The 19,661-nt window shown below is 59.6% G+C and carries 22 protein-coding genes; 5 read left to right on the top strand and 17 right to left on the bottom strand.

The features are described 5' to 3' along the window. Positions 1–28 precede the first annotated feature (28 nt). From cheZ to flhD, 12 genes are all read right to left on the bottom strand, one after another. Positions 29–691 (bottom strand): protein phosphatase CheZ, encoded by a 663-nt coding sequence (gene cheZ / locus GSQ77_RS27995; RefSeq protein WP_158907551.1) that lies wholly within the window; start codon positions 689–691, stop codon positions 29–31. A 73-nt stretch (positions 692–764) separates the two neighbouring features. Next, on the bottom strand, positions 765–1,160 hold the full coding sequence (cheY, locus tag GSQ77_RS27990; protein ID WP_158907251.1) for a chemotaxis response regulator CheY: 396 nt from the start codon (positions 1,158–1,160) through the stop codon (positions 765–767). Between the two features lie 64 nt (positions 1,161–1,224). Then, positions 1,225–2,322: a chemotaxis response regulator protein-glutamate methylesterase gene (locus GSQ77_RS27985; RefSeq protein ID WP_158907249.1), complete on the bottom strand. Its 1,098-nt coding sequence runs from the start codon at positions 2,320–2,322 to the stop codon at positions 1,225–1,227. After that, complete coding sequence (gene cheD, locus GSQ77_RS27980; RefSeq protein ID WP_158907549.1) at positions 2,319–3,086, bottom strand: chemoreceptor glutamine deamidase CheD; 768 nt, start codon at positions 3,084–3,086, stop codon at positions 2,319–2,321. The genes GSQ77_RS27985 and cheD overlap by 4 nt, the downstream gene beginning before the upstream one ends. Then, complete coding sequence (locus GSQ77_RS27975; protein ID WP_158907247.1) at positions 3,080–4,063, bottom strand: CheR family methyltransferase; 984 nt, start codon at positions 4,061–4,063, stop codon at positions 3,080–3,082. Before GSQ77_RS27975 ends, cheD begins: the two co-directional genes overlap by 7 nt. Before the next feature lie 75 nt (positions 4,064–4,138). Further along, entirely contained in the window at positions 4,139–4,624 is a 486-nt protein-coding gene (cheW, locus tag GSQ77_RS27970) for a chemotaxis protein CheW (protein WP_254067879.1), read from the bottom strand. Between the two features lie 141 nt (positions 4,625–4,765). Next, positions 4,766–7,051 carry a chemotaxis protein CheA gene (cheA, locus tag GSQ77_RS27965; protein WP_158907547.1) on the bottom strand — a complete coding sequence of 762 codons (2,286 nt, stop codon included), beginning with the start codon at positions 7,049–7,051 and terminating at the stop codon, positions 4,766–4,768. 129 nt (positions 7,052–7,180) lie between these two features. Continuing rightward, positions 7,181–7,558, bottom strand: coding sequence for a response regulator (locus tag GSQ77_RS27960; protein ID WP_158907245.1), 378 nt, complete (start codon positions 7,556–7,558; stop codon positions 7,181–7,183). 70 nt (positions 7,559–7,628) lie between these two features. After that, complete coding sequence (gene motB, locus GSQ77_RS27955; RefSeq protein WP_158907243.1) at positions 7,629–8,594, bottom strand: flagellar motor protein MotB; 966 nt, start codon at positions 8,592–8,594, stop codon at positions 7,629–7,631. 36 nt (positions 8,595–8,630) lie between these two features. After that, on the bottom strand, positions 8,631–9,497 hold the full coding sequence (gene motA / locus GSQ77_RS27950; protein ID WP_158907241.1) for a flagellar motor stator protein MotA: 867 nt from the start codon (positions 9,495–9,497) through the stop codon (positions 8,631–8,633). Between the two features lie 333 nt (positions 9,498–9,830). Then, positions 9,831–10,409 (bottom strand): flagellar transcriptional regulator FlhC, encoded by a 579-nt coding sequence (gene flhC / locus GSQ77_RS27945; protein WP_158907239.1) that lies wholly within the window; start codon positions 10,407–10,409, stop codon positions 9,831–9,833. 76 nt (positions 10,410–10,485) lie between these two features. Next, positions 10,486–10,806 carry a flagellar transcriptional regulator FlhD gene (gene flhD, locus GSQ77_RS27940; protein ID WP_158907237.1) on the bottom strand — a complete coding sequence of 107 codons (321 nt, stop codon included), beginning with the start codon at positions 10,804–10,806 and terminating at the stop codon, positions 10,486–10,488. Between the two features lie 488 nt (positions 10,807–11,294). Between flhD and GSQ77_RS27935 the strand changes: the two genes are divergently transcribed. Further along, positions 11,295–11,990 (top strand): hypothetical protein, encoded by a 696-nt coding sequence (locus tag GSQ77_RS27935; protein ID WP_158907235.1) that lies wholly within the window; start codon positions 11,295–11,297, stop codon positions 11,988–11,990. Between the two features lie 313 nt (positions 11,991–12,303). Further along, a complete protein-coding gene (locus GSQ77_RS27930) occupies positions 12,304–12,603 on the top strand; it encodes a hypothetical protein (protein WP_158907233.1) in 300 nt (99 codons plus the stop codon). On the opposite strand, the gene GSQ77_RS27925 is transcribed toward GSQ77_RS27930, so the two are convergent. Continuing rightward, positions 12,591–13,691, bottom strand: a complete 1,101-nt coding sequence (locus tag GSQ77_RS27925; RefSeq protein WP_158907231.1) for a BadF/BadG/BcrA/BcrD ATPase family protein — start codon at positions 13,689–13,691, stop codon at positions 12,591–12,593. The genes GSQ77_RS27930 and GSQ77_RS27925 overlap by 13 nt on opposite strands. Before the next feature lie 966 nt (positions 13,692–14,657). Between GSQ77_RS27925 and GSQ77_RS27920 the strand changes: the two genes are divergently transcribed. Beyond that, positions 14,658–14,930: a hypothetical protein gene (locus tag GSQ77_RS27920; RefSeq protein ID WP_158907229.1), complete on the top strand. Its 273-nt coding sequence runs from the start codon at positions 14,658–14,660 to the stop codon at positions 14,928–14,930. Here the strand turns inward: GSQ77_RS27920 and GSQ77_RS27915 are convergent. The 3 genes from GSQ77_RS27915 to GSQ77_RS27905 all read right to left on the bottom strand — a co-directional run bounded on the left by GSQ77_RS27915 (position 14,927) and on the right by GSQ77_RS27905 (position 17,843). Then, entirely contained in the window at positions 14,927–15,538 is a 612-nt protein-coding gene (locus tag GSQ77_RS27915; RefSeq protein ID WP_254067878.1) for an LUD domain-containing protein, read from the bottom strand. The two genes, GSQ77_RS27920 and GSQ77_RS27915, sit on opposite strands and share 4 nt — an antisense overlap. Positions 15,539–15,678: 140 nt before the next feature. Beyond that, positions 15,679–17,103 (bottom strand): lactate utilization protein B, encoded by a 1,425-nt coding sequence (locus tag GSQ77_RS27910; RefSeq protein WP_158907225.1) that lies wholly within the window; start codon positions 17,101–17,103, stop codon positions 15,679–15,681. Next, positions 17,100–17,843 (bottom strand): (Fe-S)-binding protein, encoded by a 744-nt coding sequence (locus tag GSQ77_RS27905; protein ID WP_158907223.1) that lies wholly within the window; start codon positions 17,841–17,843, stop codon positions 17,100–17,102. Before GSQ77_RS27905 ends, GSQ77_RS27910 begins: the two co-directional genes overlap by 4 nt. A 334-nt stretch (positions 17,844–18,177) precedes the next feature. On the opposite strand from GSQ77_RS27905, the gene GSQ77_RS27900 reads away from it, so the two are divergent. Together GSQ77_RS27900 and GSQ77_RS27895 are read left to right on the top strand one after the other, a co-directional pair. Continuing rightward, positions 18,178–18,594 (top strand): tautomerase family protein, encoded by a 417-nt coding sequence (locus GSQ77_RS27900; protein WP_158907221.1) that lies wholly within the window; start codon positions 18,178–18,180, stop codon positions 18,592–18,594. Continuing rightward, positions 18,591–19,229: a TetR/AcrR family transcriptional regulator gene (locus GSQ77_RS27895; protein ID WP_158907219.1), complete on the top strand. Its 639-nt coding sequence runs from the start codon at positions 18,591–18,593 to the stop codon at positions 19,227–19,229. The genes GSQ77_RS27900 and GSQ77_RS27895 overlap by 4 nt, the downstream gene beginning before the upstream one ends. Here GSQ77_RS27895 and GSQ77_RS29730 read toward each other — a convergent pair. After that, positions 19,226–19,661: citrate/2-methylcitrate synthase (locus tag GSQ77_RS29730; protein WP_301951188.1), on the bottom strand; the 436-nt coding region annotated here is incomplete at its 5' end. The two genes, GSQ77_RS27895 and GSQ77_RS29730, sit on opposite strands and share 4 nt — an antisense overlap.

The following is a 19,661-nucleotide window of genomic DNA, read 5'->3' as shown; positions in this document are numbered from 1 at the left end:
GACTGCCCGCAGCGCCCCGTCCGGCTTGTCAGAAACCCAGGCTGGTCAACAGATCGTCGACCTGTTCCTGGTCGGCCACCACGTCGGTATGCTGGGTCGGGTTTACCTGCGGTCCATTGAGCAGTGTGTCGCCCGAACCGACGGTGCCGCTGACTACGGCCTGGATCTCGGCGCGGCGCTCCGGCGAGATGTTTTCCAACAGCACGGCCAGCAGCTGTTGCTCGATGTTGTACACCACATCCATGATTTTCTTGATGACCTGCCCGGTCAAGTCCTGAAAATCCTGGGCCAGCATGATTTCCATCAACTGGGTATTGGTTGCCTGCGTGATAGCCGGCAATTCCTGCAGATAGGTGCGCGTATCACGCACGATCTGGCGCGCATCGTCGATTTCCATGGGGGCGTCGAACCACTGCTGCCAGCGGCCCTCAAGCGCCTGCGCATCCTTTTGCAGTTGCTCTTGCAGCGGCTTGGCGATCTCGATCGAATTCAGCGCACGCTCGGCTGCCTGCTCGGTCATCGATGCCACATATTCGAGCCGGTCGCGCGCGTCCGGAATCGCCACCGCGGCTTTTTCGACCTGCGTGTCCAAGCCCAGCTCGCGCATGCTCTCGCGCAAGGTGCGGGTCAACTGGCCGATACGGTTGATGATGCGCTCGGCTGCTTCGTCACCGCCCGTCAGGTTGGCCATGGCCGCCTTCGCGGCGGCTTCCGTGGCGTAGGCATCCTGGGCCGCTTGATTCACGTCTGGCTCGATGCTCACATCAGGTCCCCTCTTTTGCCATCTTGTCGATAATCTTGGAGAGCTTTTCGTCCAGCGTAGCGGCGGTGAAGGGCTTCACCACATAGCCGTTGGCCCCGGCCTGCGCTGCCGCAATAATGTTTTCCTTCTTGGCTTCGGCGGTCACCATCAGCACCGGCAGATGCGACAGGTTCGCGTCGGCGCGAATTTCCTTGAGCATCGCCAAACCGTCCAGGTTCGGCATATTCCAGTCGGACACGACGAAATCGAAATTGCCGCCGCGCAATTTCAACAGCCCGGCTGCGCCGTCTTCAGCTTCGTCCACGTTGGAGTAGCCCAGCTCCTTGAGCAGGTTGCGAACGATCCGACGCATGGTCGGAAAATCGTCCACCACCAGAATCTTCATGCCTTTGTCCATCGTTTCCACTCCAAAAATCGATTGCTTGTGCGGGCCGCCCGAAACGTCGTACCCGATGTTTTGCTTAAACGCGGTGTCCCCGATCGCCCATTGAAGCCAGGCGCGACAACAGGCGCGTACTAATTTCACTGAGTGCCGTGACTTCATCGGCACCGCCCATCGCGATCGCTTCGCGCGGCATGCCGAACACGATGCAACTCGCCTCGTCCTGCGCTATCGTGTACGCACCGGCCTTGCGCATTTCGAGCAATCCCGCCGCACCATCCTTGCCCATTCCGGTCAAAATCACGCCCAGCGCATTTTTACCGGCGAAGTGGGCCGCCGAATGGAACAGCACATCGACCGACGGACGGTGGCGATTCACCGGCTCGCCATAATCGAGTTCGGCGACGTAGTTTGCACCACTGCGCGCCAACTTCAAGTGTGCGTCACCAGGCGCAATATACGCGTGTCCCGGCAAAACCCGTTCGCCGTGCTCGGCTTCCTTCACGGTGATGCGACACAAAGTATTGAGGCGCTGCGCAAACGAACGCGTAAAGCCCGGCGGCATATGCTGGGCAATCAGCACCGCTGGGCAATCGGGCGGCAGCGGCAGCAATACCTCGCGAATCGCCTCGGTCCCGCCCGTGGAAGCCCCGATGATAATCAATTTCTCGGTACTTATGAGCGGATTGCGCAACAACGGCGCGTCGCCTGTGGTTCCGGTACGTCCCGCCGCATGCGGCGCGGCTGCGTGCGGATGCTGCCGCACGCGCGCGTGCGCCGCGGCGCGAATTTTGTCGGCGATCAGTTCCGCATAATCGAGCATCCCGTCGCGCAGGCCGACTCGCGGCTTGGTCACAAAATCGACCGCGCCCAGTTCGAGCGCACGCATCGTAATTTCCGAACCGCGTTCGGTCAACGACGAAACCATGACCACCGGCATCGGCCGCAGGCGCATCAGTTTCTCGAGGAAGTCCAACCCATCCATGCGCGGCATTTCAACGTCCAGCGTCAGCACGTCGGGGTTATGCAGCTTGATCAGATCGCGCGCGACCAGCGGATCGGGAGCCGTGGCGCACACCATCATGTCCGCGTGACTATTGATGATCTCGCTCATCAAGCTGCGCACCAACGCCGAATCGTCGACGCACAGCACTTTGATTTTAGGTTGAGGACTCAAGCCTTCTCCACGGTTCGGTTGATGCGATGCAGCCCTGCTTGCGGCGCTGCCGCCGAGCTTTTAGGGCTGGTGAAAAGCTCGACTCTCGGACGGGCCGCGAGATCGGGCTGCTTTTTATACGGCGACGCACTGCGTGTGCTGAACAACTCCACCGCCCCGCCACCCTGCGTGCGCTGCTCGCTGAGCTGACGTGCCAGCGCTTGTTCGCGCTGGACAATCGAGGCACCCTCGCTCGCACTGATAAGCTCTTGTTGCAAACGTAATTTCTTGACCATGACCTGTCCGGTCGCGGGCAAAAAGGCCACCTTGCGCGGATGGCTACCTTGCAAATCCTCAGCGGTGATACGCACTTTCTCGGTTGCCAGGTAGCGCCGCACGAACTCCGCGTTGCGGTCGCCGATGTTCAGGGTCGTCATGCCCGCCAGCACCGCGCCTCCGCCGAACACCTTGGCCTCCAGGCGCTCGCGCTTGGCGCCCCCCTTGAGCAGTTCATTGAGCAACACTTCCATCGCATAAGCGCCGTAACGGATTGCATCGGACGCGCCACGGTTCGGATCGCCGTCGTCGGGCAGCATGAAATGATTCATCCCGCCTATGCCCGCCGTGCGGTCATGAATACACGCAGCCACGCACGAACCCAACACCGTCGACAGTACCAGATCGTCGGTCGTGACAAAAAACTCGTTGGGCAACAGCTTGACACCGTTACGATGAAACACCGTATCGACGTAGAAGTTGCTTGCAACGGGCAGGCCGCTCACGATGCGCTCCGGGTTCCGGTTATTCCGGCCGCGGCGCCCGTTCCAGCCATTCCACCCGCGCCAGCCGTGCCCGTATCCGCGCGCCGGTTGCTATCGTTCGCGAGTTCGTAGACGGTCTGGCCACGCAAGCGGAAAAACCGCGTCACATACGTGAAGTTTTCGGAGTGGCCCGCAAACAACAAGCCGGATGGTTTCATCAACGGCGCGCAGCGTTCGAGAATCCGGCCCTGTGTCGGCTTGTCGAAATAGATCATCACGTTGCGGCAAAACACCACGTCGAACGGGCCGTGCTTTTGCGCGAGCGGCCATTGCGTATCCGTGAGGTTGAGCTGCGCAAAGGTAATCATCGAGCGCAGTTCGGGGCGAACCTTGACGAAGCCCGCTTGCGCGCCGGTGCCCTTGAAGAAGAATTTGCGCAGCCGCTCGGGCGTCAGGCCTTTGACTTGGTCCACCGTATAGACCCCGGCCGCAGCCTTGGCCAGCACCTGGGTGTCGAGATCCGTCGCCAGGATCGTGCACTGCGAGGCGCGCGCCCCCAGCGTTTCGATCAGCGTCATCGCGATCGAATACGGCTCCTCGCCGGTCGACGCGGCCGAGCACCAGACCGTCACCGGCTCGCGTACTTTCGCGACATGTTCGGCCAGCAACGGGAAGTGGTGCGCTTCGCGAAAGAACGACGTCAGGTTGGTGGTCAGCGCATTGGTGAACGCCTCCCACTCGGCTGGATCATTGTCGTGTTCGAGCGCGTCGAGATAGGCGCTGAAGCTCGATTTTCCGCACGCGCGCAAGCGCCGCGCGAGACGGCTATACGCCATGTCACGCTTGTGGTCCGACAGCGCGATCCCTGCACGTTGATAAATCAGCGCACGGATCCGGGTGAAATCGGATTCCGTGAAATCGAAGTCGCGCTCGTGATCTGCGGCCGCGTGTTGCGGGGCAGTATCATCGATCCGACGCTGTGCGCGTACTTCCATGCTCATCCTCTCGCGGTAACGCTGTCACCGCATAACCTAAGTGCTGTTCGGTTGCCGTGGCGCCCGAACCGATCGCGCTGGCTAGGCGACCGATTCAATCAGCGCCATTTCTTCGCTGGTCATTAATTTTTCGATGTCCATCAAGATCAACATGCGACCGTCGACGGTGCCCAGGCCGGTCAGGTATTCGGTCGTCATCGACGCACCGAATTCCGGCGCCGGCCTGATCTGATCGTCAGTCATGGTCAGCACGTCGGACACGCCGTCGACCACCATCCCGACCACGCGACTCGCCACATTCAGGATGATCACCACGGTCTGGTGGTCGTACTCGACGCGGCCCAAATGGAACTTGATGCGCATATCGACGATAGGCACGATGATGCCGCGCAGATTGATCACGCCCTTGATGAAATCGGGCGCATTGGCAATGCGCGTCACCGTGTCATAGCCGCGAATTTCCTGAACTTTCAGAATATCGATGCCGTACTCTTCGTCGCCCAACGTGAAGACGAGGAATTCGCTGCCGGCGGCTTCCGCCTGGCTTGAAGGACGGCTGCGGGTCATTGCTTGACTTTCAGACATCGTGATCTCCGGATGCGCTGTTTTGGGTTGATCGGTTGGATTGATCGAAATTAGTTGTCGAACATCGCGGCTTTCGCCGCAGCCTGCACGTTCGTGAGCATTAGGTTCGTGGCCGTCATGTCTTTATGCCGCCGCCAGCTTGCCCGCAGGCTTGTCCCGCATGCTCTGCGCGCTGCGGTTCAAGGTCGCCACGTCGACAATCAGCGCCACGCTGCCGTCGCCCAGGATCGTCGCCGCCGAGATGCCACGCACTTTGCGGTAATTGGTTTCCAGGTTTTTCAACACCACTTGCTGCTGACCGAGCAAATCGTCCACCAGCAAGGCGAAACGCCGGCCTTCGGCCTGCATGATGGTGACGATGCCCTGGGTCGGGTCGGTGCGCGCATTCTCTACCTGGAAGAACGAGTGCAATTCGACCAGCGGCAGGTATTCGCCGCGCACGCGAACCACGCGCTCGTCGCCCGCCACTTGGTAAATGTCGTCCATCGACGGCTGCAGCGACTCCATGACGAAATTCAGCGGCAGGATAAAGACTTCGCTGCCAACCTTGACCAACATGCCGTCGAGGATCGCCAGCGTGAGCGGCAACACGACGCGTGTGGTCGTGCCCTGCCCCGCTCTCGATTGGATTTCGACATGGCCGCCCATGCCCTGGATATTACGTTTGACGACGTCCATCCCGACGCCACGCCCCGACACATCGGTGACCTTTTCGGCGGTCGAGAAGCCCGGCATGAAAATCATTTGCCAGACGTCCTCGTCGCTCATCGATTCGCTGGACGGCAGGCCTTGTTTGGCGGCCTTGGCGAGAATCTTGTCGCGGCGCAAGCCGGCACCGTCATCGCTGACTTCGATGACGATATTGCCGCCCTGATGTTCGGCCGACAGGATCAATTGGCCGACCGCATCCTTGCCCGCGGCCACGCGCACGTCCGGAGTCTCGATGCCGTGATCGAGACTGTTGCGCACCAAGTGCGTGAGCGGATCGATGATGCGCTCGATCAAGCTCTTGTCGAGCTCGGTCGCTTGACCGAACGTGACCAGTTCGATTTCCTTGCCGAGCTTGCTGGCCAAATCGCGCACCAGACGCGGAAAGCGGCTGAACACGTAATCCATCGGCATCATGCGGATCGACATCACCGCTTCCTGCAAATCGTGCGCATTGCGCTGGAGCTGCCCCAGGCCGTTGAAAAGGCGCTCGTGCAGAACCGGGTCGAACGCCGTCGCGGTCTGCGCGAGCATCGCCTGGGTGATCACCAACTCGCCGACCAGGTTGATCAACTGGTCGACTTTTTCTACGCCCACCCGAATCGAGCTGTTCTCGCTGGCAACCGCGCGTGGCGCGGCAGCTGCGGCACCGCTTGCCGCCGGTGCTTTGGCCGCGGCTTCCGGGTTCGCGGGCGCCGGTACAACGCTTAATGCCGCGCTCGGCGCCGGGGCGGCCTCGACCGGTGGCGCAGCTACAGGTGCGGCGCTCGCGGGGGACGCAGCAGGGGTCGACGCCGGATTGGATGCGGACGCCGCAGCAGGTGCAGTCGCTGGGGCCGCGCCGCTGTCGACTTTCTGCACTTGCGCCGAAAGTTCGGCTTCGGCGATCTCCTGCGGCGTGTATATGCCGCGGCTCACATCGATCTGGTCGCCATCGATCACGAAGCAACAAACGGCCATGATGTCGTCCGGATCGCAATCCGTTTCCAGCCACAGCGTGAATACCTTGCCTTGCTCGCTGCGATCCAGAATTTTCCCGAGGTTGCCGACCTCCTCCACCAGCAGGTCGCGGTCGCGCTCACTCACGCCGGTGAATTTGACTTTCAGGCAGGGTTTGCCCTCGGCGCCTTCCGCATGGGCGCCGGCGGCATCGCTGCCCAGCACGCCGGCCAATTCTTGAAGTTGCTGGACCAGATGCCCGGGCGGCTCGCTCGGATCCACCACGGCCGGTGCGGGTGCGGGTGCAGCCGCCACCGGTGCGGCTGGCTTGGGCGCGGCCGGTGCGGGTGCAGGTGCAGCCGATTTGCCGCTTTCAGCATCAGCTAGCGCCTGCAAACGTCCGCACATCGAGGAGACCAAGTCGGGATCGGGATCGGTGCTGGCGCGCAAGGCCTGCAACAACTCGTGCAACACGTCCTTGGTCTCAAGGAACAGATCGACCATGTCGGTGCGCAGCGTGAGCTCGCCCGTACGCGCGCGATCCAGCAAGGACTCGAGGATGTGGGTGGTATCGGTGAGCGCCGTAAAACCAAAGGTCGCGGCGCCCCCTTTGATCGAATGCGCGGCCCGGAAAATCGCGTTCAAATCCTCGGATTCGGGGTGCGCAACATCGAGTCCAAGCAGCAGCCGCTCCATCTCGGCCAACAATTCGTCGGCTTCGTCAAAAAACGTCTGATAGAACTGTGTAATGTCGAGTGTCATGCCATATACCCATGTGGGCTGATCGTTGCGCTGGGGGTCGAGCAATGAACCGTGAATCTGGTGCATGCTTGCTCGACCCGCTTTACTTTTTCCTGTGCTCGCCTTGCGTGCCCGCTAACGCTTTTGTGCTCACGCGCCTTCGATTTCGACAAACGACGCAACGATGTCGGTCAGCGTGCGCGGATCGAACGGCTTGTTGAGCCAACCGTTCGCGCCGCAGTCGCGAGCCTCGTGCTTGAAATCTTCGCCATGTTCGGTGGTCAGGATCAGGATCGGCGTTTCCTGGTAGGTTTCGAGTTCGCGCAAGGCGCGCACCAATTCGAGCCCCGAAAGCCCTGGCATGTTCTGATCCGTCAAGACGAGGTCGAAGCTGCGAATCAGCGCCTGAGACAGCGCTTCGCGCCCGTCCGCCGCGATCGTGACCGCGTAACCTGCGTCACTGAGCGTGACCTCCAAAATCTGCCGCATGGAAGCCGAATCATCGACCACCAAGATGTTTTTTGTCATAGCGTCGCTATCCCCAGTGTGACTTCGTGACTTTGTGCTCGTGTCACTGTTATTGAAATGGCGAACTGCTTCAGCGCGCCGGCGACGGGGCAAACTGCTGTATTGCCCCGAGCGCCGCCCCCGGCGTATTCGGCATGTCGGTCGTTTGCGAAGCCTCATGTGAGTAAGCGGCTTCGGCACGCTTGTTTAACACAATGATGCTGATGCGTCGATTCGTGGCATCGAACGGATCGCTGTTCAGGTTCTCGATCGATGCCAAGCCAACCACGCGCAGTACCTTCGCTTCATCCATTCCGCCGGCAATCAGCTCGCGCCGTGAAGCATTGGCCCGGTCCGCCGACAACTCCCAGTTGCTGTAACCCTTTTCCCCACCCGAGTACGGATGGGCATCGGTATGACCCGACACGACGATCTTGTTCGGCACGCCATTGAGCGCAGCCCCGATCTCCCGCAGGATCGCCTGCATGTAAGGCTCGACCACTGCACTCGCATTCGCAAACATCGGCCGGTTCTGCAAATCGACGATCTGGATGCGCAGGCCGTCGCGGGTGATATCGATCAAGACCTGGTTACGAAACTGCTTCAGTTGAGGTGTAGCGGCAAACGCGTTGTCCAGCTTGATTTGTAAATCGCGCAAGCGCGCGGATTCAAATTTTTCCTGGAAGCCGCCTGAGCCACCCGCGACTTTGTCGTTGATCGGGCTCGAACCTTGGTCCAGCGGTATCTGCTTGCCCTCCGCATCGCTGGTATCGCCATCCTGTTTCATCAACTCCAAGCCGCCGGCCAAGATCACGCTGGCGCCTTCACTCTTTTTCTTCCCGCCCAGCAACGCCGTGCGCAGCGGCATCTTGAAGTAATCGGCAATTCCCGAAAGCTCGGAAGTATTCACCGATCCGAGCAGCCATAACAACAGGAAAAACGCCATCATCGCGGTCATGAAGTCCGCATAAGCGAGCTTCCACGCGCCGCCGTGGTGCTGATGGCGGGGCGGCGCACCGCGCTTGATGATGATGGGGCGTTCGTCGCGCTTGGACATGGTCGATAACTATTCAGGAAAAAAACTCGGGTCCGCTTAGCGGCCCTGGCTCTTGACCTGGTTGACGTGCTCTTCGAGCTCGGCGAACGACGGCCGTTCGGTTGAAAACAGCACCTTGCGACCGAACTCGACCGACAAAGCCGGCGCGTAACCATTCAGGTTGGCGAGTATGGTCACCTTGATACACTGCAGCATCTTGGTCGATTCGGCCACGCGCTGCTCGATCAACGAGGCCAGCGGCGAAATGAACCCGTACGACAATAAAATCCCGAGGAAGGTGCCGACCAGCGCCTGAGCGATCAATGCGCCCAGCTCCGAAGGCGGCAGGCCGGCCGAAGCCATCGTGTGCACGACGCCCATCACGGCGGCCACGATGCCGAATGCCGGCATCGCATCGCCGACCTTCTGCAAGCTATGGACCGGAATTTCGCCTTCGCTATGATGCGTTTCGATTTCTTCGTCCATCAGGTTTTCGATTTCGAACGCGTTCATGTTGCCGCTCACCATCAAGCGGAAATAGTCGGTCAGGAAATCCAGCACGTGGTGGTCGGCGACGATCTTCGGGTATTGCTGGAACAGTGGGCTTTGCTCCGGCATGTCGACATCCGATTCGAGCGACATCATGCCGTCCTTGCGTGCCTTGGCCAGCATGATGTAGAGCAACGCCATCAGTTCCATATAGGCGCTCTTGCTGTAACGCGAGCCACGCAACAAGGTGGGCAATACCTTCAGGGTCGCCCGGATGACTTTGATATTGTTGCCAACGAGAAAAGCGCCAAGACCAGCGCCGACGATCATCAGCACTTCGACCGGCTGAACCAGTGCACCCACGTGGCCGCCCTCAAGGGCATAGCCACCGAAGACCGACGCTAGCACGACCAGGTATCCAATAAAGACGAGCACTACCGTGTCCTCTTGCAGTTACTGAAAAAATGAATAAAAAAACATCCGCATGTTTCAGTATTACGGCAACGTACGGCCGGAACTGAAGGGTAACGAAAAAGTATTGCTGAGGTGGGGTATCTAGCCAGAAGCCCCGCCAGAAAAGGCTGAGCACAGTCTTGATGCAGCTTGGCCCGAGTCAAATACACGCATGCGCCAGGAAAGATCGGGAAAGAAGTGCTGAAATCGTCAGAAATGGCGTGGGCTGCACTCGCTTCGCCCTCATGCGGCCCGATTTTACGGCCTACTTTGCAGCCCGCTTGCTGCCCGCTTTACAGCCCGCTTTTAGCCCCTTCATGCTGCCATTTCTCCTGCCTCTTCCGCTTCTTCAGCCAGCGCCAGCATCTTGTCGGAAGCGGCCTTGCGAGTTTTACCGGCACGTGACGGCGGCTGGCACAAGCCGCACACCACATGCTGCTGCGGATCATGAGCGTGGGCGATGAAATGGCCGTGGCAACGGCAGCACGCTGTCATCTGCAGCATCCCGCTATCGAAGAAGCGCACCAAGGTCCACGCGCGCGTGAGCCCCAGCACCGGTTCCCGGTCTTGCAATTCCATCTGCTCAAGGTAAAGGCGATAGGCTTTGACCACCGCAGTGATCGAATCGCAACGGCCCTCGTCGACCATGAAGCGATAGGTGCTATAGAACAGCGAAGAATGGATGTTCGGCAGCCAGGTGGTAAACCAGTCCGTCGAAAAAGGCAGCATGCCTTTGGGAGGTGAGACGCCTTTGAGCTCCTTATAGAGCTTGATCAGACGGTCGCGGCTCAGGCTGGTTTCAGCTTCGAGCAATTGCAGGCGCGCACCCAATTCGATCAACTCGATGGCCAAGGTGATTTCCTTGGCTTCGCGCACTACGCTTTTGCCAGCCATAATCTTATTTCCTACAAATAATGCATACAGCAGGGAGGGGTTGCCGGCCAAGCGTTGTTGGGTCGCGCCCCACGCTTTAGCCGATCTGCTCGACGGACTGCCCGGCCAGCAGGATCGCAACGTGCGACTGAGTCGCTGCGGCATTTTTACTGCTGTGGATTAGCGTCGAGAGTATTGCGTGATCATCGAAACGGAAGCGGCACAATAACTGGCTTGCGGCCGCCAATTTGACTGTTTGCGCCAAGGTCATACTGGAGAGCACGTCGGCTAGTTGCTCCGAGATACCCAACCGGAACATGCCGGTCGCTTTGTCTTCCCGCACCAAGCGTTGCGCCAGCAACAGGTAGGACAGATTGACCTCCTTGATCTCGCTGAGCGTATCGCCACTTGAACCCATGTTTCCCTCACTTTAAGTACCGCCGCATTGGCTAAGGCCAGAACCTTGATGCCAAGCTGACTTAGCGCCGATTGTGGGGAAACGCTAATATTCTGGAAATAGGAGAAAGCCCCCAATACAACAGAAGGGATATTCCGTAAAAGATGTAGGAGTTTTTCTGACAAGACGCATCATCGGCTTAATTTTGTGCCGACATGCTGATGGAACCTACTCTAACGACCTCAAATGGCAAAACTTGAGGGGTGGAAAGCAAATCAACCGAGTAGCATTACCTACCCAAGATAGGACATTTTTCTCATTATTTCGGGCTACTAGCCGGCAATTGCGCCGTTTATTGGCCAGAAATTGCGTTTCATCAAATTTTCCGCCCGTCTTCGCAAAAATGTCACAGAGCGCATTTATTGCACTTTCCGAGCAGAATCTTGCTTTAGCCGATTCGACTGGGCTCTCTCATAAAAGTTTAATTTTTGTCTCTTGGCCCCAATTTAATGTCTCTAATGATCAAAAATAAGTACTCACCGTGCTCGCTCGCCCTTCGATTCCTTGCGTATTTTGCGGCTGCAATCCTCGCCATTGGCACCAAGCCGGCAAGCGCAGCGAGTGACCCGGCCACCGTCAGCGACGTGGCCGCCGCGCAGAATTCGGAGCAAACGCTGATTCTGATTCGGCATGGCGAAAAACCCGATGCCGGACTCGGTCAGCTCGATTGCCAGGGTTTGAACCGCGCGTTGGCATTGCCGGCGGTATTGATGTCCAAATTCGGTCGCCCCGATTTCATCTTCGCTTCCAATCCGGGCGAGCTTAAGTCCGATCGCGGACAAACCTACAACTACGTCCGGCCGCTGGCGACGATCGAGCCCGCTGCAATCCAGTTCGGCATGCCCGTCTATACGCCCTTCGGATATCTGGATATCGACAAATTGCGCCAGACACTCGAGCAACCGGTTTATCGCAATGCAAAGATCGTGATCGCCTGGGAGCATACCTATGCCGAACGTTTCGCTCGGAACGAATTGCAAGCGTTCGGCGGCGATCCGCGCGTGGTCCCCAAATGGCCTTCCGACGATTTCGATCGGATCTATGTCGTGAAAATCGCGCGCACGCCCCAAGGCGCGACAGTCAGTTTTTCGGTGGATCAGGAAGGCCTCAATCAACAACCGACCACCTGCCCAGGGGCGAATTAGTAACCCTGTTTATCATTGATGTAAGACGATATTACTTGGCGTGTACCGCATGCGGGCTTTATGCGGGGCGCGCCAGCTTCGTGCGTTTAGCTGCGCAATCTCTGCCCCACCCCACGTTGCGCCAAGCCCAGCGGACCTCCGCCTCGTTTCCAGGTACGCGCGACATCCGCTCCCGCAGGTATCCCGTCAGCCACTAGATCGGCGCCTTTTGGCCTTGCACTCCGTTACACGTGAGTCCAACACACGGTCGCGACGGAGCATACATTGAAGTCATGGCATCGCATTCGCGGGCCCCTTCGAGCAGGAGAGCATCATGAAGACGATCGGAAAATGGGTGGTTGCATCAGCTTTGATGGCAGCAGCATGTGGCGTCGCTCAGGCACATACCTCCATCAGCGTTGGCTTGGGTGTGGGCGGCTGGCAACCCGCCTACGCCGCGCCGCAGCCCGTGTACGTTGCACCCGCTGTCGTACCGGTCTATTACGGCTACGGCGGATATCACGGTTATGGCAATCGCAATTGGGATCATCGTGGCTGGGATCACGGCTATCGCCCGGGCAATGGCCACGGTGGCCGCGATTTCCATCACGACAATCGCGGCTACCGCGACTGAACGTAACGATGGGCCAATAGCAGTGCGCCGCTTGCGGAGTCGCCTTGGGGCGCACGCAAGCGGCTTTTATATTGGCCGGGCACCCAGTCCTGCAACGCGGGCGCAAGACCACCGGCCAGCACCAGCGGCATCGCGTCATGTGGATCGAGCGCCGCGATCATCAATCCGATCTCCTCACCGGCTTTGAGCAGACATTGCACGACGAAGGCGTGGTCCCGGTAATCGAGCACCACCGGCGCCAGTCTTGCATAGTCGGCTTGCCGAGCGGCGGCCAGCCATTCGATGAGGCTTTCGTGCCCATCGATGCCAGTGCTTTTGAAAAGCGCTTGCGCAAAGGCGTCGCGCGCGGCCCTCCCGTCTAATGCGTACTGCGCGTATTGCATGGCGCGCAGTCCTAGCCAAGCGCCGCTGCCTTCGTCACTGGCGGGAAATCCATAACCACCGACCGTGCGATAGGTGCCGTCACGTTCGAGCACTGCGCCTATGCTGCCGGTTCCGAGCGCGACCACCACGCCGGGCGCGCCGCCGTGTGCGCCCAGTACGGTCGTATAAGCATCGCTATCGATCGTCAGGGCTGCCAGCGCGGGGGCACGTTCGATGAACTCGGCGCGCCACTGCGGATGATTGACTCCGGCCAGACCGCACGCCATCACACAGGCGGAGGCGTCGAATGAGTCCGGCGACGAAAGCGTCGACGCTTCAAGAGTCGACGCTTCGGTTGCCGACTGGGTCGCCGAGTGAGTCTTGGAGACGGTTGCCGAGTCGACTGCAAAATCGGATCTCGCGTCGATGGCCAAGTCAGACACGGCGCTCTCCGAGGTTACCGAGCCGGGCATAACGAGGCCCGCTTGCCTGAACGCAAGGTTGCACGCGGCTTCGATCGCCGCCCACGCTCGAACCGGTCCCAATGCGAGCGTCGCGGCCGCGCCCTGGGCTCTCGCCAGAATCGCACCATGCCGGTCGGCCAACACGACTCGACAACCGGTGCCCCCTCCATCGACGCCAATCAAATAACGCGCCGAGTGCTGGATTTCCGACTGAGTGGCAAAGTGAGAGGCAAAAGCGTAACGCGTGGAAGTCAAAGACATCGATCGAACATGTAATGGGAGATGAGCCGACGAGTCGACCATTCGACCAGTCGACGCGTCGATGTTGCAGCACGCCGGGCAGACAAGTTAGCGAGCGCAGTGAGCTACGAAGTTAGCTCACTAAGTTAGCTAACTTAGTTACCTACCTAAATCAGCGGCAGGCAATCAGCAGGCTGCGCGCCGCGTTGTCATTGCTGCGCGAAACGATGTCATAGGCGCCGTCGTGGCATTGCGCGCGAGCCTGTGCAAAACAATCCTGCCAGGAGTCTTGATTGCCGCATTGAACGCTTTGAGTAGGGCGCCCATCGGAAGTAAACAAAGTCGGGCCGGAACTGCATCCAGCCAATAACATCACGGCCAAGACCGTCATAATCCGCTTCATCGTCGCCTCGCAAATCGGTTTAGATGCGTTTATAACGCAAAACCCGGATTGGGGGACAGCAGAATATAAGGTTTGCGATAAAGCGGACGTCGGCATACTTGCCGACGTCGCTCAGCGGCGATGATCAATAACGATAGTAGTCGTGGTGCAAATGGCCTTCGGGTACCACGATGCAGCCGCTCAGGCCCGCACCGAGCAAGATTGCAGCGGTCATCAGTAACAGCAGTCGTTTCATCTCTAACTCCTTGTTGATCATGTGAAACGACTATAGCGAGGCCACCTGCAGCTACCGGTTTCGAAATGTAATTAAGTGATTCGGCTTATCCGACCGTGCACTTCCGCGCCAAGGCCGATCGCGCCATTATTTGAGTGCGCGCGGCACACCAATAGCCGCGCTGTATAGCACCACTCGCGGTGCAAGACCCGCGCGCATGACCGCTGCGGGCGAACTTGGGAAAGGCCGCGTAAGCGCTCGTTACATGCGAGACAAATTGATGTCGCCGCAGCGGCTCACACAAAGCGGTTAAAGTAGCGAATTGCGCCCACCGCAAGTTGGGCAGTTTCGACTTGTATGGAGTACAGGCATGAGATCGACGCGCGCAGTGGCGGCAGTAGAACGGCTTAAATCGCGTAGCGCGAACCCTGGCTACGCGATGATACTCAGCGGCGGTTTGTTTCACCTTGGCTTGCGCAGCGAGGGCGGCGGCACGCAAAAATTGTGTGACCCGTTGCCGCTCGACGCATTCGTCAAATTCGTCGACGGCTATGGGCCGCCGAAACCGCGCAAGGTCAGCAAGCTCGACGAGGCCTTCGAAAAGCAACTGGTCAGAAAGCCCAGCGCCAGCGCAAGCGATTAAGCTTTCTTGAACAACACCGTGAGCGAGCGCACGCCTTGCGCGCCGCGTATCAGGATGCCCTCGATGTCGGCCGTGGCTGATGGTCCCGTGACCAACACCGCGTAGCGAGCCTGCGCAAAATCCGGGCGCCGATACGCATCCTGGACGCCCGGCACGATTTCATCGGGATCCAACAGGATCACCAGATGCTGCGCCAGGTAGCCGATCGAATTCACCACGTATTCGGCTTCGCTGAACCATACCGATCCCGTTTCTGCCACGCCGAAACGCGCTCTCACGACCGCCACTTCGACGTCGTGCATCGAAGCGGGCGACATGCTCGCATCCAATGGACGATCGCCTTGCACCTCGGCCGTGGCCGAGCAAATCGGCAGATCGCCGAATCGAGCGCGGATGATGTCCAACGCGTCGGGCGCACCCGGCGCGGTCAGGTCGACGCATTTGCCGCCCATGCCATCGAGCGCCTGCGTGAAGTGAGCAATGCGCTCGGTGGCGTTATGCGTCACGGGCTCGAAATCGGGGACCACGGGCCGCTGTCGTGCGGGCGGTTGCGCGGCGCGTACCCGCGCCAGGAATGCGTCGCGCGCGGCGACGCTTGCGCTCGGCAAGCGCGGATGAGCTGCACGGGCATCGGGTTGTGCGGCGGGTCGCGGGTCGGGATAGGCGGCGGGTCGCGCGTCAGGATAGGCGGCGGGTTGTGCCGCTCCCGCCTCGGCCGGCTGCGCCGGATCGGTTTGAGTAGGCAGCGTCATGACGCGTCCCCCTTGGGCTTACGGTTCTTCTTATACCAGTCGTGGAACGTCGCCTTCGGCGCATCGGGCAAGTCGCGGTTCAAGCCCCAGATGTTCAGCGGGTTGTACAACACGAAGTTCGGCAGCTTTTCCAGTGCCACGCCCATCGATTTGACTGTCGCGCGATAAAGCTTGGGGCTTGCCAGCAGCTTGCCCGCCATCTTCAGCGCTTCGGTTTTGACAAATGGAAGTTCGTGGTGCGCCGCAATCACCGAGCGCCATTTATAGATCTGCTCGTGAATATTGATTCTCACCGGGCACACGTTGGTGCAACTGCCGTTGAGCGTCGAGGCAAACGGCAGCGCGCTGAACTTCTTGAGATCGTAGGTGGGGTTGATGATCGCGCCGATCGGCCCCGAGTAAGTGCTGCCGTACGACAAGCCGCCGCTGCGCCGATACACCGGACAGGTGTTCATGCAAGCGCCGCAGCGTATGCATTTCAGCGAATACCAGAAGTCTTCCATCGCGAGACGTTCGACGCGGCCATTGTCGACGAGGATGTAGTGCATCTCGGTGCCCGGTCGCGGCGCGCGAAAATGCGAGGTGTACTGGGTGATAGGCGAGCCTAGCGCACTGCGCGATAACAAGCGGATAAACACGCCGAGATCGGCAATGCGCGGGATCAGTTTCTCGATACCGATCGAGGCAATATGAATCGGCGGCACATTGCCTGAAAGGTCGGCGTTGCCCTCATTGGTGCAAACCACCACCGAACCGGTTTCGGCGACCGCGAAGTTACAGCCCGTCATGCCCGCGGTTTTTTCCGCGATGAAATACGGACGCGTATGTTGACGCTGGCTTTCCGCCAGATAGTGCACGTCGCTATTGGTGGGATCGGTGCCCAGTGTGCGGCCGAACAATTCGGCCACATCGGTGCGCAATTTGTGAACGGCCGGCATCACCATGTGGCTCGGATCCTGATGGTCGAGCTGCTGAATCCGCTCGCCCAGGTCGGTTTCCATCACTTCGATACCGCGCGGCTCGAGGTATTCGCGCATCGCACATTCGTCGGTCAACATCGACTTGCTCTTGACCAGCTTTTCGATACCCCGCGATGACAGCAGCTGATGCACGATCTGGTTGTGTTCTTCGGCATCAGCCGCCCAGTGCACCGTCACGCCGTTGGCTTCGGCGCGCTGCGAAAATTGTGCGAGATAGTCGGACAGGTTCGATAGCGTGTGTTCCTTGATCTGCGACGCAAGCGTGCGCAGGGTTTCCCATTCGGGGATCGCCTCGCCTTGGGCATCGCGCTTCTTGCGGATGTCCCACAAGCGGCGATCATGGAACGCGACGTGATCCGGTTGGGCGATAAACGACGCAGCACGCTTCGCATGATCGATCCGCTTGGCGCCACTCGATTTGGTCGGGGGTTGGGTGCTCATTCGTGCGCTCCGTTAAGGATCTGCGCCAAGTGGATAAAGCGTACATCGACACCCATGCGCTGCGCACATCCGCGTTGGTGCATCAGGCACGACATGTCGCCCGAGACGACATACTGTGCGCCGGCCTGCTGATGGTCACGCACCTTGTCCTGCCCCATGCGCACCGACACCGCCTCTTCCGAGACCGAAAAGGTGCCGCCGAAACCGCAGCACTCGTCGGGGCGTTCGGGCTTCACGAAAGAGATACCTTTGACTGCGCTCAGCAAGGCGAGCGGCTTGGAGAAGGGCGTGCTCTTGACTTCGGAGATCGACGCCTGATGCAGATGACGCAATGCGCTGCAGCTATTGTGCAAACCCACCGGATGCGGAAATTCGGCCCAGGGGAAGTCCGTCACCTTGAGTACGTCGTGCAGGAATTCGGTCAGGTCGTAAGTGTTTTTGCGCACCGCCTGCACTTCCGGGGTCTGCTCGATGGCCGTCAGATGATCGCGAATGTGGTACACGCAACTCGCCGAAGGGCCGACGATATAGTCGTAGCCGGCGAAATTGCGGATAAAGACTTTTTCCGCGCCGACGGCATCCGCCTGCGCGCCACTATTGGCCATCGGCTGTCCGCAGCAAGTCTGCTCGCGCGGATAGTCGACCTCGCATCCCAGCCGTTCCAACAGTTCGAGCGTCGCCACCGCAACTTCGGGGTAAAACGCGTCGATAAAACAGGGGACAAACAAAGCAACTTTCACGTATCTCTCCGTCAGGTTTCAGCGCGGCGACATTATGCAGCGAATAGGGCGCGCATAAGGCGCGAAATGGATTGCCCCCTGGGTCGAGCAGGCCGTCGCGGCAGCAGAGGCTACTCGGAAAAGAATATCACCAAGGATGGTGCAACGCGCGTGTAGGTGTTCGCTGTAGCGCGGTTTCAGGTGGGTAGCGGGTGGATAGCACCCGGGCGCTGGGGTGCCAGAAGCGCCGCATGAGAAAACGGCGCGAAGAAAGCACGAAAAAAATGGGATGGCTTTTTTGATACATACCTACTAGTATGTATCTAACCAGCCCGCGTTCTTATAGGAGTTCGTTATGCCGCTAGTACGTATGTCCTTCAAGCAAGACCGTCCGCAAGCGTTTCGTCGCAGCGCCGGCGCCGCCGTCCACCGGGCGTTGATGTCAGTGGGCGTGCCCGCGCAGGATCTTTTCCAGGTCCTTTCCAGTCATGGCGAAGATCTGGTCTACGACCCGAGTTTTCTCGGCGTGGAGCGCACCGATGGCATCGTGATCGTGCAGATTTTTCTTTCGCGGGGTCGCACCGTCGCGATCAAGCAGGCGCTTTTTAAAGCGATCGCGGAGAACCTTCAACAGGATTTGCAGATTCGCCCTGAGGACGTTTTTGTCAGCCTGGTAGAGGCGGGACTGGACGACTGGTCGTTCGGGAATGGGCTGGCTCAATATGTCGAAAACCCGCCCGCCCACCTGACGCGCAAAGCCGAAGCAAGTTGAACAAGGCGCCGAGCGGGGGGGTAAATAAGCGGCCCAAGAAGCCGTCACGCGAGCCGTCCAGCAAACGCGCCGCGCTGCTTGGCGCGGCCAAGCAGCTGCTATGGGAACGCGGTTACGAGGCCATGAGCCCGCGCGATGTGTTGGATCGCAGCGGCGCCGGTCATGGCGCGTTATATCACCACTTCACCGGCAAGCAAGCGCTGGCGTTGGCCGCGCTCGAAGAGATTGCAGCCGAAGAAATGCAAGCGCTGGATGAGATTTTTCTTGGGGCCTTACCGCCGCTGCAACGCATACGCGGCTATCTGCGGCGCGAGCGCTCCGCATTGCGTGGTTGTCGGCTAGCGCGACTCGCCAACGAAAGCGCGATTGAATCGGAGGCATTCCGTCTGCCGATCGTGGCGTTCCTGGAGCATATCGCCACCCATCTGCAGGCATGCCTCAAGGCTGCACAGCAGGACGGGACGTTGGCGGGCAAGCTTGATCCGGCGGCAATCGCCGCGGCTTTGGTCGCCGTTATCGAAGGTGGCTTCGTGATGGCGCGCGTGTATTGGGACCCGGCGAAAATGCGCCTCGCGGTCGAGGGCGCACTGCAGTTGCTGGACAGCGTGAGCACCCGGCCAAGGGGGGAGGATTAGTCGTCCGTATTGCGCCGCAGCGGGCCGACAAAGAGCTGACGCGGCCGACCAATCTTCTGGTCTGTTTCCGAAATCATCTCGTTCCACTGCGCGATCCAGCCCACCGTACGTGCCATCGCGAAGATGCAGGTGAACATCGGCGTCGGAATGCCCAATGCGCGCTGCACGATGCCGGAATAGAAGTCCACGTTCGGGTAAAGCTTGCGCGACACGAAGTATTCGTCTTCGAGCGCGATTTTTTCCAGTTGCATCGCCAGCTTGAACAACGGGTCGTCGTGCAGCCCCAGTTCGTCCAGCACTTCGTGGCACGTTTCGCGCATCAGCTTGGCACGCGGGTCGTAATTCTTGTACACGCGGTGACCGAAGCCCATGAGCTTGACGCCCGAGTTCTTGTCCTTGACCTGCTTGATGAACTCGGGAATGTTGTCAACC

Origin of the sequence: Burkholderia sp. L27(2015) (genome assembly GCF_009765705.1) — a bacterium.
Lineage (GTDB): Bacteria > Pseudomonadota > Gammaproteobacteria > Burkholderiales > Burkholderiaceae > LMUX01.
The sequence above is the reverse complement of the archived record's forward strand: the minus strand, read 5'-3'. Positions and strand labels throughout refer to the sequence as shown.

What these genes read in the sequence shown, in the direction of transcription:
- cheY (WP_158907251.1), bottom strand. Translation starts at nt 1,160, where the DNA reads ATGGACAAAGGCATGAAGATTCTGGTGGTGGACGATTTTCCGACCATG.
- cheA (WP_158907547.1), bottom strand. Translation starts at nt 7,051, where the DNA reads ATGACACTCGACATTACACAGTTCTATCAGACGTTTTTTGACGAAGCC.
- GSQ77_RS27925 (WP_158907231.1), bottom strand. Translation starts at nt 13,691, where the DNA reads ATGTCTTTGACTTCCACGCGTTACGCTTTTGCCTCTCACTTTGCCACT.
- GSQ77_RS27960 (WP_158907245.1), bottom strand. Translation starts at nt 7,558, where the DNA reads ATGACAAAAAACATCTTGGTGGTCGATGATTCGGCTTCCATGCGGCAG.
- GSQ77_RS27935 (WP_158907235.1), top strand. Translation starts at nt 11,295, where the DNA reads ATGTCTCTAATGATCAAAAATAAGTACTCACCGTGCTCGCTCGCCCTT.
- GSQ77_RS27930 (WP_158907233.1), top strand. Translation starts at nt 12,304, where the DNA reads ATGAAGACGATCGGAAAATGGGTGGTTGCATCAGCTTTGATGGCAGCA.
- motB (WP_158907243.1), bottom strand. Translation starts at nt 8,594, where the DNA reads ATGTCCAAGCGCGACGAACGCCCCATCATCATCAAGCGCGGTGCGCCG.
- GSQ77_RS27975 (WP_158907247.1), bottom strand. Translation starts at nt 4,063, where the DNA reads ATGAGCATGGAAGTACGCGCACAGCGTCGGATCGATGATACTGCCCCG.
- cheW (WP_254067879.1), bottom strand. Translation starts at nt 4,624, where the DNA reads ATGACCCGCAGCCGTCCTTCAAGCCAGGCGGAAGCCGCCGGCAGCGAA.
- GSQ77_RS27920 (WP_158907229.1), top strand. Translation starts at nt 14,658, where the DNA reads ATGAGATCGACGCGCGCAGTGGCGGCAGTAGAACGGCTTAAATCGCGT.
- GSQ77_RS27900 (WP_158907221.1), top strand. Translation starts at nt 18,178, where the DNA reads ATGCCGCTAGTACGTATGTCCTTCAAGCAAGACCGTCCGCAAGCGTTT.
- flhC (WP_158907239.1), bottom strand. Translation starts at nt 10,409, where the DNA reads ATGGCTGGCAAAAGCGTAGTGCGCGAAGCCAAGGAAATCACCTTGGCC.
- flhD (WP_158907237.1), bottom strand. Translation starts at nt 10,806, where the DNA reads ATGGGTTCAAGTGGCGATACGCTCAGCGAGATCAAGGAGGTCAATCTG.
- cheZ (WP_158907551.1), bottom strand. Translation starts at nt 691, where the DNA reads ATGGCCAACCTGACGGGCGGTGACGAAGCAGCCGAGCGCATCATCAAC.
- GSQ77_RS27910 (WP_158907225.1), bottom strand. Translation starts at nt 17,103, where the DNA reads ATGAGCACCCAACCCCCGACCAAATCGAGTGGCGCCAAGCGGATCGAT.